General features: G+C 72.1%; 12 protein-coding genes. 6 read left to right on the forward strand and 6 right to left on the reverse strand.

All coding sequences use genetic code 11. The annotated features are described in order from the left end of the window. Positions 1-155 precede the first annotated feature (155 nt). Together ACFOVU_RS06980 and ACFOVU_RS06985 are read right to left on the reverse strand one after the other, a co-directional pair. A complete protein-coding gene (locus ACFOVU_RS06980; protein WP_378530939.1) occupies positions 156-1,238 on the reverse strand; it encodes an aminotransferase class I/II-fold pyridoxal phosphate-dependent enzyme in 1,083 nt (360 codons plus the stop codon). Between the two features lie 212 nt (positions 1,239-1,450). Further along, the gene (locus ACFOVU_RS06985; protein ID WP_378530941.1) at positions 1,451-2,275 is read right to left on the reverse strand and encodes an oxygenase MpaB family protein; all 825 of its coding nucleotides are present in this window, start codon (positions 2,273-2,275) and stop codon (positions 1,451-1,453) included. A 242-nt stretch (positions 2,276-2,517) separates the two neighbouring features. Between ACFOVU_RS06985 and ACFOVU_RS06990 the strand changes: the two genes are divergently transcribed. After that, a complete protein-coding gene (locus ACFOVU_RS06990; RefSeq protein ID WP_378530943.1) occupies positions 2,518-2,724 on the forward strand; it encodes a hypothetical protein in 207 nt (68 codons plus the stop codon). 49 nt (positions 2,725-2,773) lie between these two features. On the opposite strand, the gene ACFOVU_RS06995 is transcribed toward ACFOVU_RS06990, so the two are convergent. Both ACFOVU_RS06995 and ACFOVU_RS07000 read right to left on the reverse strand, forming a co-directional pair. Beyond that, positions 2,774-4,078, reverse strand: a complete 1,305-nt coding sequence (locus ACFOVU_RS06995; RefSeq protein ID WP_378530945.1) for an MFS transporter — start codon at positions 4,076-4,078, stop codon at positions 2,774-2,776. A 135-nt stretch (positions 4,079-4,213) separates the two neighbouring features. After that, positions 4,214-4,642: an ATP-binding protein gene (locus tag ACFOVU_RS07000; protein WP_378530947.1), complete on the reverse strand. Its 429-nt coding sequence runs from the start codon at positions 4,640-4,642 to the stop codon at positions 4,214-4,216. Positions 4,643-4,835: 193 nt separating this feature from the next. On the opposite strand from ACFOVU_RS07000, the gene ACFOVU_RS07005 reads away from it, so the two are divergent. After that, positions 4,836-5,597, forward strand: a complete 762-nt coding sequence (locus tag ACFOVU_RS07005; protein WP_378530949.1) for a helix-turn-helix domain-containing protein — start codon at positions 4,836-4,838, stop codon at positions 5,595-5,597. Then, positions 5,594-5,773, forward strand: coding sequence for a DUF397 domain-containing protein (locus ACFOVU_RS07010; protein WP_378530951.1), 180 nt, complete (start codon positions 5,594-5,596; stop codon positions 5,771-5,773). The genes ACFOVU_RS07005 and ACFOVU_RS07010 overlap by 4 nt, the downstream gene beginning before the upstream one ends. Positions 5,774-5,841: 68 nt before the next feature. On the opposite strand, the gene ACFOVU_RS07015 is transcribed toward ACFOVU_RS07010, so the two are convergent. Together ACFOVU_RS07015 and ACFOVU_RS07020 are read right to left on the reverse strand one after the other, a co-directional pair. Continuing rightward, entirely contained in the window at positions 5,842-6,876 is a 1,035-nt protein-coding gene (locus ACFOVU_RS07015; protein WP_378530953.1) for a carbohydrate kinase family protein, read from the reverse strand. Continuing rightward, positions 6,873-8,111, reverse strand: coding sequence for an AGE family epimerase/isomerase (locus tag ACFOVU_RS07020; RefSeq protein ID WP_378530955.1), 1,239 nt, complete (start codon positions 8,109-8,111; stop codon positions 6,873-6,875). The genes ACFOVU_RS07015 and ACFOVU_RS07020 overlap by 4 nt, the downstream gene beginning before the upstream one ends. Positions 8,112-8,477: 366 nt before the next feature. Here ACFOVU_RS07020 and ACFOVU_RS07025 point away from each other — a divergent pair, with 366 nt between their 5' ends. The 3 genes from ACFOVU_RS07025 (at position 8,478) to ACFOVU_RS07035 (ending at position 11,206) form a co-directional block, all read left to right on the forward strand. Beyond that, entirely contained in the window at positions 8,478-9,227 is a 750-nt protein-coding gene (locus ACFOVU_RS07025; RefSeq protein ID WP_378530957.1) for a hypothetical protein, read from the forward strand. A gap of 79 nt (positions 9,228-9,306) precedes the next feature. Continuing rightward, positions 9,307-10,044 carry a TetR/AcrR family transcriptional regulator gene (locus ACFOVU_RS07030; protein WP_378530959.1) on the forward strand — a complete coding sequence of 246 codons (738 nt, stop codon included), beginning with the start codon at positions 9,307-9,309 and terminating at the stop codon, positions 10,042-10,044. 586 nt (positions 10,045-10,630) lie between these two features. After that, positions 10,631-11,206 carry a hypothetical protein gene (locus ACFOVU_RS07035; RefSeq protein WP_378530961.1) on the forward strand — a complete coding sequence of 192 codons (576 nt, stop codon included), beginning with the start codon at positions 10,631-10,633 and terminating at the stop codon, positions 11,204-11,206. The last annotated feature ends 9 nt before the right edge of the window (positions 11,207-11,215 follow it).

Below are 11,215 nucleotides of genomic sequence, written 5' to 3' on the forward strand. Positions count from 1 at the left end.
ACCTCTCGGCTCGGGGGAGGGGCGGGCCGTGGTCGCGGTCGTCCGGCGGCGGCCCGAACCGCAATATATGCGGGTGAACGGCCACGATCAGGGGCCTTTCAAGGGCCGGATGTGGCCTGACACGGTTCCCTGGATCGCGTGGTATGCGCGCGCCCTCAGGCGGTCGCGGCGACCATGGCCTCGATGCCCTGGGTGTTGAGCAGGTCGATGCGCACGAACCCCGGGTGGTCCTCCAGCTCGAAATGGCGCTGGTCGAGGGCGAGGAAGCCCTCGGGCGGGACCGCCGGGCGGGCGAAGAGGAAGTAGCCGGTCTCGATGGGGGCCTGGGCGGCGAGTGCACCCGATGCGGCCAGCCGGCGGTGGTTGTCACGCGCGTGCTCGATCAGCGCCCCGTTGCCCTCGCCCAGCATGAGGTCGACCGCGCGGTGGGCGAACCTCCGGTCGGCGAGGGTGGCGTCGCCGTGCAGGTTCTCGTGCAGTTCGGCCAGCTCCTCCCGGTACTCCTCGGGGCTGAGCAGGTAGGCGCTGCGATAGCCGGGCAGCGACAGGTACCGGGCGGGGCACACCAGCCGCAGCGTCCGTTCCACCGGCAGCGCCGCGGACCGCTCGGCGCGGCCGCCGTCCCAGCGCATGTACTGGAAGGTGCCGTCGACGAACACGAGCGAGCCCGTCGCCCGCTGCCAGGCCCCTATTTCGGCCATGACCCTTTCGGGCACGCGGCGGCCCATGTAGCCGACCGGGTCCGTCAGGACGAGAACGGTCGACTCGTCGGGCAGGTCGAGCCGGACCCCCGGCGCCACGGCGTGGCGCCGGCACACGGGGACGGGCTCGATGCCGAAGCGGCGGAACAGGTAGGCGAAGGTGGGGTCCACCGGCGGCACGTAGCGCACGCGGGTGAGCCCCGCCAGCAGCAGCCAGACGCAGAAGGTGCTGATGAACGCGGTGGGCCCGCCGCCGGGGATGACCCGGGCGGGGCCGTAGTCGACGCCGTCGTAGCGGCGGTGCAGCAGGGCGATCCGCCGACGCAGGGCGGCGTCCTCGTCGGCGGTGGGGTGGCGCGTGGCCTCGCCGAGGGCTTCGCGCGTCGGTTCGGCCAGTTCACCGAGGTAGTCGTCGGCGAAGGGGTGGCCGCCCGCGTGGTCGGAGATGAACGGACGCGCCCCCGGGAGCTGGCGCTCGGCCTCGATGCGCTCGTGCCACTGGAGCATCCGGAACATCGATGCCGTCACGTCGTTCACTCGCTTCCCCGCTCCGCGCGTGGCGTCCGAACGTCACCAAGTGTGGAGGGCACCCGCACAGCGGGCAATGGGGTGTGCACCGGGCGTTCACGGTGTGCGGGACGCGCGTTGACGGATGTTTCCTCATGGGGCTGCGGGGACCGGAACCCGGCCGAAATCGGCCACCGCGGACGGTGATTCGGATCGCTCGCAAAGGATTTCGGGACTGACCGCTAATTCCGGATGGCGGAGTGCCCGCGCCGCGCACCGACCCGGCCGCGGCGGGCGGCCCGGCGGCGGATGTCCCACATGAAGGCGTTCTTGGGCAGGGCCCGCACCGCCAGGGGTAGCCGCGGGTAGACGGCGCGGACGCCGGCGATCAGCCGGTCGAACCGCCGCTGCCGGACGGCGTCCCACGGCAGGCCCAGGTCGTCGCGGATGCGCGGCGGCAGCAGGCCCGCCGCCAGGAGCCCCTGCAACCGGGCCGCGGGCCGGATCAGCCGCTGCGGCGGGTCGAACAGCGCCTGCGCGATGCGCCGCGCGGTATCGGTCGGCTCGATCGCGGCGAGCTCGCCGGCGACGTAGTGCTCGAACGCGGCGTGGCCGGCCGGCCAGCGGTCGGCCGGGCAGCCCAGCGACGTGGCGTAGACGGCGCACTGCGCGCAGAACTCGTCTTTCTCCTCCGGCGACATCGGACCGAAGACGAGTTCGTAGATCCGGATGCCGCCGTCGCACAGGGTGGCGGCCACCCACAGCTGGAGATCGGGGTCGCTCGCGTCGTAGCCCGGGCCCGTGACCCTCTTGTGCGCGGCGCGGACGCCGCGCGCGATCCGCTCCGCCTCCTCAGGGGTGCCGAAGACCATCCCGTAGATGAAGGTGAGCGTCCCGCGCAGCCGGTCGAGCGGGCGCTCGGTGAAGTCGCTGTGGTCGGCGACCCCCTGGCCCACGCCGGGGTTGGCGACCTGGAGCACGATGGCGTACCCGGCCCCGGCGAGGATGACGGCCTCGCGGGTCACGCGGCGGATCTGCGCATCGTCCGTGAACAGCCCATTCGCCATGGGATCAGCCTAGATCGGCGTCGGGGGCAGGGGAAGCACAGGGGTGGCGGCGCGGCGGGGGCGGTGGTCCGGTCCCGTGCGGCGCGGGGGGAAGGGGCTGGCGCGGCGAACACGCGTCCGTGCACGGAGTGACCCCGACAGTGGCGGGGAAAAGGGCGTGAAACGTGAGCGGTCTCCTTCTGGAATTCCCAGGTTCCTCCACTACGCTCGGGCCGACCTCCACACTCGCGATCGGATGCTCCATGCCCGACCTTCTGCGTGCCCGGGTGCTCTCCGTCGATGGACAGCACGCCACCGTCGTACTCGATGGCCGGTCCGAACCGGTGCGTGCCTCCGTCGCCGACATCGCCGCGTCCACCGGGCTCCCGGCGCTGGAGCTGCCGGGCCTGACCCTGGAGGTCTGGGCCGGGTCCGACGAGCACTACTGGGGCTGGCAGCCCTCGCAGTAGGCCGACACCGGAGGGCCGGCCGGACCGGCGGGAGCCATCGCGCTCCGGGCTACCGCAGCTCGGTGGCGCGGGTCTCGGGGAGGGTGAGGACGACGACGAACGTCACCGCCGCGGCCACCGCCACGTAGACGAAGAACGCGCTGGACCAGCCATAGGCGGCGAGGGTGCTGATCACCAGCGGTGCCGTGCCGCCGAACAGCGCCACCGTGAGGTTGTACCAGGCGCCGATGCCCAGGCCGCGCAGCTCGGTGGGGAACAGCTCGCTCATGATCGCCGGGGCGATCGAGGTCATGGCGGTGTAGAGCGCCAAACCCACGCAGAAGACGGTCAGCAGCCCCCACAGGTTCGGGCCCACCAGCCACGACAGCGGGACGATGAGCAGCGCCATCGCCCCCGACCAGGCGAGCAGCTGGGGCTTGCGGCCGAACCGGTCCGCCGCCGCGCCCATGGGGTACTGCAACGCGACGAACAGCGCGGTGCCGATCGACAGTGCGAGGAAGACGTCGACGTCGTCGGCGTTGCGGGAGTTCACCGCGAAGGGGCCGAGTGCGGAGAAGAAGGTGTAGTAGCAGAGTGTGGAGAGCATGCTGAAGCCGACGAGCTGGCCGACCGCGCGCGGGTGGGCCCGCAGGGTGGTCCACAGCGGGTGCGGGAGGCGGCGAGCCTTGCCCTCGGCCTCCTCGAACAGCTCGGTCTCGGCGAGGGCCCGGCGCATCCACAGCCCGACCAGGCCGAGGAGGGCGCCCACGGCGAAGGGGATGCGCCAGCCGTAGGCGGCCAGCGCGTCGGGGTCCATGAAGCGGGCGAGGAAGAAGCCCAGCAGGGATGCGATCAGCACGGCGGAGCCGGTGGAGATGTAGAAGAAGGAGGAGTAGCGCCCGCGCCGCTCCTTGGGGGCGATCTCGCCGAGGTAGGCCGATGCGTTGGACACCTCGCCGCCGATCGACAGGCCCTGCGCGATCCGGGCGACCAGCAGCAGGACCGGCGCGAGCCAGCCCACCTGATCGTAGGTCGGCAGGACCGCGAGGATCAGGGAGCCCCCGGCCATCAGCAGGATGGTGAAGATCATCGCCGGGCGGCGGCCCTTGACGTCGGCGAGGCGCCCGATGAGGATCCCGCCCAGCGGCCGGAAGAAGAACGCGAGGGCGAACGCCGCGAACGTGTTGATCCGCGCCAGGTTCTCGTTGTCGGCCGGGAAGAACTGGGTGGCGAAGTAGATGCTGAAGGTGGCGTAGATCGTCCAGTCGTACCACTCGATGGCGTTGCCGATGCTGGCTGCGACGAGCTTGCGGACGGGGAGCCGGTGCTGCTCGGGGGATGGCGGGGCGGCGTTCGCGCCGGTCGCATGATCCATGGCGTCCATAGTGCGCCCGCGATCACGTGAGCACCAGTGTTCACGCGGAACTCGTTCACCACGGTCGCACGCGGGAGCGCGGCCCCCGCCTCCCCCTCCGAAGGCGGGAGCCGCGCGTTTTGGGGTCCTGGCGGGTCAGGCCGCGGGTGTGCGGACCGGGTGCCAGGTGAGGGTGAAGGTGACGCCGGTCCGGGGGTGGGGGAGCGGTGACCAGGAGTCGGCGATGTAGTCGATCAGGGTGAGGCCGCGGCCGTGGTGCGCCATGGGGGTCAGCGGTCGGATGAAGGGCAGTGTCCCGCCGGCGGGACGCCCTTCGTCGTCGACCTCGATGATGATGCGCCGCCGGTCGACCTTCAGGGTGACCGTGAAGACGCCGCCGCGGCCGCTGGCCGTGTAGCGCAGGGCGTTGGTCGTCGCCTCGGAGACGAGGAGAACGGCCGAGGCGATGGTGTCGCAGGGGATGTCGAACGCCTCGTGGGTTGAGAGGATCTCGTCGGTCCACACCCGCGCCTTGCGGATCTGGTCGGACCAGCCGGGGAACCGCTGTTCGTAGGTCACTGCCATTACCGCCCCTCGAATCGGAACAGATAGGGGCGGATTCGGGCGCTTCGGTTCTTTCGGATGTGGTCCTGCATTTTTCTGTCCTTCCTGGTCGGCGTACGACCAGGTTCGAGGTGGCCACATCAATCCCATAGCGTTCGATGGTTTCTCGACATTTTCAGCAGCACCTTGGGAAGTCAGAGGTACCTTGTGAGGCATGACCCCCACGGCCTTCTCTGACGCCCTAACGCGATTTCGCGAATTAGCAGGCCTCACGCAGCTTCAACTCGCCAACCGGAGTGGCACCGGGCACTCCAGTGTCAACCGCTGGGAGAAAGGCGGATCGCTCCCAAAACGGGATAATGTGGAACGCCTCGATGTCGCGCTCAACGCGAACGGGAAACTACTGGCCACGTGGCGTCGTTCCACCACGGGTACCGGACTCCCCGAGTGGGCGCGGGATCTCGATGCCATCGAACTCGCGGCGCGGCATCTCTCGATTACCGCGCCCACCCTGGTGCCGGGCCTCCTTCAGTGCGAGTCCTACGCTCGCACGGTTTTCCGCGCCGGGCACCCGCTTGCGTCCCCAGAGGAACTCGACCAGCTGGTCACGCTGAGATGCGGGCGTCTGGCGGAACTGGAGGACCTGACGGTGACGGCCGTTTTCCCGGTTTCTGCTGTGACCGCGATGCCGGAACCCGTTCGCCGGGCGCAAGCCGCACATCTCCTGAAATGGGCTGATACCGACCGTGTCGCCATCCACCTGGTTCCCGAAGGGACGGTTCTTCTCGTCCCGACATCGCCGCTGATGATCTTCACACTGCGGTCGGGCGACCTGGCGGTCGCCAGCGACCACGCGGCGGGTAACTTGGTCTACGAAACCGATGCGCATGAGCGGATGCTGGCCTCGTACACGTCCGCTCTGGCCGCATCCCTCCCCGTCACGCTCTCTTTGGACATTCTAAGGAACCTCCCATGAACTCCGACTGGCACACGAGCAGTTTCAGCGCAAACGGGGCTCACTGCGTGGAAGTCCGTGAACGGGCCGATGGTGCTGACGTCCGCGACACCAAGAACCGCGAGCTGGGCCACCTGGGCTTCGACTCCAGCGAGTGGCGCGCCTTCATCCAGGGTGTGCGTTCCGGCGAGCTGTAACCCCATTGCGAGGCCACCACACCCCTCCCTCTGACGAGCGTGGTGGCCTTGGTGCGTACGGCGTGCTGTCAGTCCCTCAAGCGCCGGGACTCGACCTCCTCGGGGGTGGGCGGGTCGGCGCCCGGGCGGGTGACGACGCAGGCCGCGGCCGCGGCGGCGTAGGACAAGAGGTCCGCCAGCGTGTCAGCGCCCAGGGCGCCCAGGTCGGCGCCGCGGAGCAGGTCGGCCGTGTCCAGGCGCCACAGCAGCGCACCCATGAAGGTGTCGCCGGCGCCGACCGTGTCGGCGACCTCCACCTTCGGTGCCGCGACCGCCACCCGCTCGTCGCGGGTGAGCGCGACCGCGCCCGCGCCGCCCTTGGTGACCACGACCAGCCCCGGGCCCCGTTCGAGCAGGGACCGCGCGGCCTCCTCGGCGCCGACTCCCGGGTACAGGTGGTCCAGGTCCTCGTCGCTGACCTTGACCAGGTGCGCCAGCCCCGCCAGCCGCTCGGCCCGCGCGCGGCTCTGCGGCAGCGGGTCGACGACCGCGGGGCGCATGTTGGGGTCGAAGCCGATGGTCACCCCGCCGCGTTCGCGCTCGCGGCGCAGCAGCGCCTCGACCGTGTCGGCGCCGGGCGAGCGCAGGGCCGCGATCGACCCGGTGTGCAGCGCCGTGATGGCCGGGTCGAGGCGTTCGGGCAGGTCGGCCTCTGTCCAGTTCCAGTCGGCGGCGTCGCCCAGGCGGAAGTCGTAGGAGGCCCCGCCGTCGGCGCCCACCGCCGCGATCGCCAGCGCCGTGGACTCCGCGGTGCGCACGAGGTGGCGCTCGTCGACGCCCTCGGCGCGCAGCCGGCGCAGCACCAGCTCGCCCATCGGGCCGCCGCCGGTGCGGGCCATCAGCGCGGTCGGCACGCCCAGCCGGACCGCGGCGACGGCGATGTTGGCCGGCCCGCCCCCGGCCACCGCGCGGAAGGCGTCGTCGCCAAGGGGCAGGAAGTCCACCACGTTCTCGCCGAGGACGGCCAGCCGCGGCGCCGCGTTCGCGCCGGGGACCGTCGGCTGCGCCGCGGCGTTCTCGCCGGGGACCGTGGGCTGCGGCGACGCCGTGTCCGGGGCGCTCATCGGGCGACCCCGTTCCCGAGCAGCGCGCTCGCCGCCGCCGGGGCCGCGGGCAGCAGTGGCAGGAGCACCGCCTGGTAGGCGTGGTAGAGGTCGGGCTTGCCCTGCCAGACCGTGGCGGAGGGGGTGTTGTCGGGGGCCAGCTCGTGGTGCCAGCTCCCCTGATCGGTGTCGATGAGGTACCGGCGCACGTAGTCCCACAGCGTGCGGTACCACTCCTCATAGAGCGCGTCGCCGGTGCGGCGGTGCAGGGCGGCCGCCGCCATCAGCGCCTCCGCCGGCACCCAGTGCATGCGCTCGCGCACGACCGGGCGGTCGTCCCAGTCCAGGGTGTAGACGAAGCCGGGGGCCCCGTCGACGGACCAGCCGTGCCCGACCGCGAGCGAGAACAGCCGCTCGGCGTCCTCGACCAGCCAGCCCGGGGCCGCCGCGCCCAGCGACGCGTCGAGCGCCACGAGCAGCCGCGCCCACTCCATCCAGTGGCCCACGGTGGAGCCGAAGGGCCGGAAGGGGTCGGCGGGGTGGTCGCGGTTGTAGTCGAGCACCGGTTCCCAGCCGGCGCTGAAGTGCTCGGGCAGCCGCCACCCGTTGTCGGCCGTGATCCGGTGGATCAGCTGCTCGGCGATGCCCAGCGCCCGGTCGCGCCACACGGTGTCGCCGGTGGCGTCGGCGGCGGCGAGGAACGCCTCGACCAGGTGCATGTTGCTGTTGGCGCCCCGGTAGTCCTCGCACGAGCTCCAGTCGCGGTCGTAACCTTCCACGCTGAGCCCGGTGCCGGCGTCGAAGAAGTGCCGCCCGACCACATCCAATGCATCCGCCAGCAGCGGCTCGGCGTAGGTCCGGCCGGCCGCCGTCGCCGATGCCGCCGCCAGGATGACGAACGCGTGGTCGTAGGCGTTCTTCCCGGTGCCGGCGGGCACGCCTTCAGCGGTGCTGATGCGGGAGAACCAGCCGCCGTGCTCCTCGTCGTGCAGCCGGCCGGTGAGGGCGGCCAGCCCGTTGTCCGCCAGGGGGCCCGCGCCCGGGACGCCGCGCAGGTGCGCGAGCGAGTAGACGTGGGTCATCCGGGCGGTGATCCAGGTGTGGACGGCCGGGTCGGCGGTGCGCCGCCCGTTGCCATCGAGCCAGCCGAACCCGCCGCCGGGAAGGGCGGCGGCCGCCCCGAAGTCGGTCAGCCGCAGTTCCTCGCGGTGCAGCCACGCGCGGTGGACGGGCAGGTCCACCCAGGCATCGGTCATGGTGCGCTCCATGGGGCTCGGGTCGTGGGTCCCGGGACCGCCCCGCCCGCAGCGGCGGACCGGGCGGCCGCCGGACGCGGGCCACCGCGATCGTAGCGCCGGTCCCGCCGGCGGTTCGACGGCGGCCCGCATGCGGATCGACGACGGCCCGCGCCCGGTTCGGCGGCGAGACAGCGCCCGGCGGTGCGGCACCGGCCCCCCGCTCCCGGCGCGGGCGGGCGGGAGCGGGGTGGTGCGCGCACCACCTCCATGGGGGAACGCGTGCTCCTGACCGCAGCGGCGTCCGCGGACAGAATCGTCCTATGCCCCGGCGGCGGTGCCCCGGCCGCCGGGGACCCTTACCCCGACGGCCGCGAGGAGCCGCCCATGAACGCGCACGGAACCGTCCCGGACCCCGGCGCTTCCGGCGCGCCCCTGCCGTCCGCGCCGGACGCCCCCGACCTGGTGCACGGGTCGGTGGTGCGCCCGGGTGCCCTGCTGACCCTGGGCGCCCTGGCCGGGATCCTCCTCACCCTCCTGGGCACCGGCCACACCCCGGGGCCGTGGTGGGCGTGGTTCCCCCTGACGATCGGGCTGGCCCTGCTCGCCGTGGGCACGCGGCTCTACGCCGCGCGTGCGCCGCTGGCGGTGGCCTCGGGCTGGGTCCTGACGGTGAGCGCGGCGTCGTGTGTGACGTCGGGCCTGCTGCTCCTCTACGGCGCGATGGAGAACGGGTGGCCCGCCTACCTGATCGTGACGGGGGTGGCGGTGGCCGGGATGGGGGTCGACCGGTTCGGCCGCTCGGGCCTGACCGGGCGGACCGGGACGGCCCGCTGGGGCCGCTCGATCGCGGGCATGGTGAACCGGCTGCACGTGGTCTGGGGCCTGGCCTGCGCGTTCCTCGGGGTGGTCTTCGCCCTGTGGTTCGGCGCCGGGATGACGCTGCTCGGCTCCTACACCCCGGAGCAGTGGATCGGCTTCGCGATGATCGTCGCCGGCGCGCACGCCGCCTTCGAGGGCGTCCTGTTCTGGACCGGCCGCCGCACCCGCGAGATCCTGCTGTCGGCCCTCATGCTGAGCGTCGGGCTCGGCACGCTCGTGCAGGGCGCCGCTCTGGCCTCGCTGACCCTCTCCTGACCGCGCCCCGGGTGGGAGCACCTGCGGGCGAATTTCATTGACATTAAAGATGATAACTCTTTCATGTTATCGTTGATTCATGGACGATCGGCGATCACGTACCCGGCAGCGGATCGTCGAGGCCGCGGCGGCGCTGCTGGCCGAGAGCGGGCGCGACGCGGTCTCCACCCGCGCGGTGAGCAGCGCGGCCGGGGTGCAGGCGCCCACCATCTACCGTCTCTTCGGCGACAAGCAGGGCCTGCTCGATGCGGTCTCCGACCACGGCTTCACCGCCTACCTCCGGGTCAAGACCGAGCGGGAGCCGACGGGGGACCCCGTCGAAGACCTGCGCCAAGGCTGGGACATCCACGTCGAGTTCGGCGTGCGCAATCCGGCGTTCTATGCACTGATGTACGGCGAACCCCGCTTCGGGGCGCAGCTGCCCGGCGCCCGTGAATCCGCCCGGCTGCTGCGCGACCTCGTGCAGGCCCTGGCGCGCGAGGGGCGGCTGCGGGTCGAGGCCGAGACCGCGGCCCGGATGATCCACGCCGCGTGCAGCGGGGTCACGCTGAGCCTCATCGCCGCCGGAGCCGGTGAGGGCGACCCCGCTCTGTCCCGGCTCACCCGCGAAGCCGTCCTGCGTGCGATCACCACTGGACCGGAGCCGCCGGACACCGGGGGGTTCGGGCCGGCCGCCCGCGCCGTGGCGATGAAGGCGGTCCTCCCCGAGGTGGGGCCGGATCTGACCCCCGCCGAACACGGGCTGCTCGCCGAGTGGCTCGACCGCATCGCCCGGGCCGAGGCCACCGGGCCCGGCCGCGGCGCCGGGCGGAGATGAGCACGCCGCCCCGTTCGGGGGCGGCGCACCTCGTGCGGGCAGAGCCGTGCCGCCGGAGTCTCTCCTCTCCCGCGGCACGTCGCACGGTTCCGCTCGACAGCCGGCGCGGGAAACGGTGCCTGTTGGGGAGATCCGTAATCCTTCGGCGCGGAAATCCGTAACAGGCGGAATTTTCCGCCCCTCTGACGTGGACAATCTATCGCGCGCGACGAAGACCACAACTTATGAACGCGAATAAACGCACGTCATCGATCGTGAACGGTCGTGGACGGTCGTAAACGCCGTTCAACGGAGAACACCGCGGTTCAGGCAGGAAACGGAATGCAGGGCCGTCACCCGATAAAACAGACGACTTCGGGCGCTGACGTACCGGCGTCTATTGCGCACCCGGAGCGATCGGGTACCGTCTGGCCAGCGGGTCGCACATCGGCCGGATCCTCTCTCCCATGTCCGGCCGCGCGAGAATACGCGACCCCTTTCCACTCGACATCCGATTCCCCGAGAACGAGGACCCTGTGTTCCCCGAAACCAGCTCCGGCGCCGGCCCCGCCCGGTCCGCCGCCCGTTCCGCCCGGACGGAGGCGCGATGAACGCCACGGACTTACTGGACCCGACCGGCCCCAACGCATCGATGCGGCGGACCCTGCGGCCCACCGTCTACCGGGTGGCGCGCGACGCCCAGCCGCGCAACATCCGCCGGGGGCGCGACGGCCACTACTACGGCGAAGTGCGCCTGGTCGCAGAGTCCCCCGAAACGGCCGACCCGCGGCACGACACCCGCGACGGCCGGGGCCAGCCGCCCCGGCCCCGGCCGCAACCGCCCGCCGTGCGCGACATCGAAGGCCACGACCAGCGCCCCGACCCCATGCAGGCCGCGACCACCGGCGCCTACGTGCGGGCCATGCGCGAACTCCAGGCGTGGGCCGACCTCTCCTACCGCGACCTTGAGCGGTTCTGCGGCGGCGTCTGCGCCTACAGCACCTTCTGGAAGGCGCTGCGCGACGACACCCGGCTGCCCAAGCTCGTCCTGGTCAACGCCCTGGTGGTCGCCTGCGGCGGAACCGAGGACGACTATCAGCGCTGGGCCACGGCCTGGCGCAGGATCAAGCGCGCCGACCGCCCCAAGGCCGCAGCCCCGGATCTGCCGTCCGACCCCTGGTGACCCGGTGCC

This window comes from Nocardiopsis sediminis, from assembly GCF_042650565.1.
GTDB classification, from domain to species: domain Bacteria; phylum Actinomycetota; class Actinomycetes; order Streptosporangiales; family Streptosporangiaceae; genus Nocardiopsis_B; species Nocardiopsis_B sediminis.

Coding starts and splice junctions, on each gene's coding strand:
- ACFOVU_RS06985 (WP_378530941.1), bottom strand. CDS start 2,275: ATGGCGAATGGGCTGTTCACGGACGATGCGCAGATCCGCCGCGTGACC.
- ACFOVU_RS06990 (WP_378530943.1), top strand. CDS start 2,518: ATGCCCGACCTTCTGCGTGCCCGGGTGCTCTCCGTCGATGGACAGCAC.
- ACFOVU_RS06995 (WP_378530945.1), bottom strand. CDS start 4,078: ATGGATCATGCGACCGGCGCGAACGCCGCCCCGCCATCCCCCGAGCAG.
- ACFOVU_RS07000 (WP_378530947.1), bottom strand. CDS start 4,642: ATGGCAGTGACCTACGAACAGCGGTTCCCCGGCTGGTCCGACCAGATC.
- ACFOVU_RS07005 (WP_378530949.1), top strand. CDS start 4,836: ATGACCCCCACGGCCTTCTCTGACGCCCTAACGCGATTTCGCGAATTA.
- ACFOVU_RS07010 (WP_378530951.1), top strand. CDS start 5,594: ATGAACTCCGACTGGCACACGAGCAGTTTCAGCGCAAACGGGGCTCAC.
- ACFOVU_RS07015 (WP_378530953.1), bottom strand. CDS start 6,876: ATGAGCGCCCCGGACACGGCGTCGCCGCAGCCCACGGTCCCCGGCGAG.
- ACFOVU_RS07020 (WP_378530955.1), bottom strand. CDS start 8,111: ATGACCGATGCCTGGGTGGACCTGCCCGTCCACCGCGCGTGGCTGCAC.
- ACFOVU_RS07025 (WP_378530957.1), top strand. CDS start 8,478: ATGAACGCGCACGGAACCGTCCCGGACCCCGGCGCTTCCGGCGCGCCC.
- ACFOVU_RS07030 (WP_378530959.1), top strand. CDS start 9,307: ATGGACGATCGGCGATCACGTACCCGGCAGCGGATCGTCGAGGCCGCG.
- ACFOVU_RS07035 (WP_378530961.1), top strand. CDS start 10,631: ATGAACGCCACGGACTTACTGGACCCGACCGGCCCCAACGCATCGATG.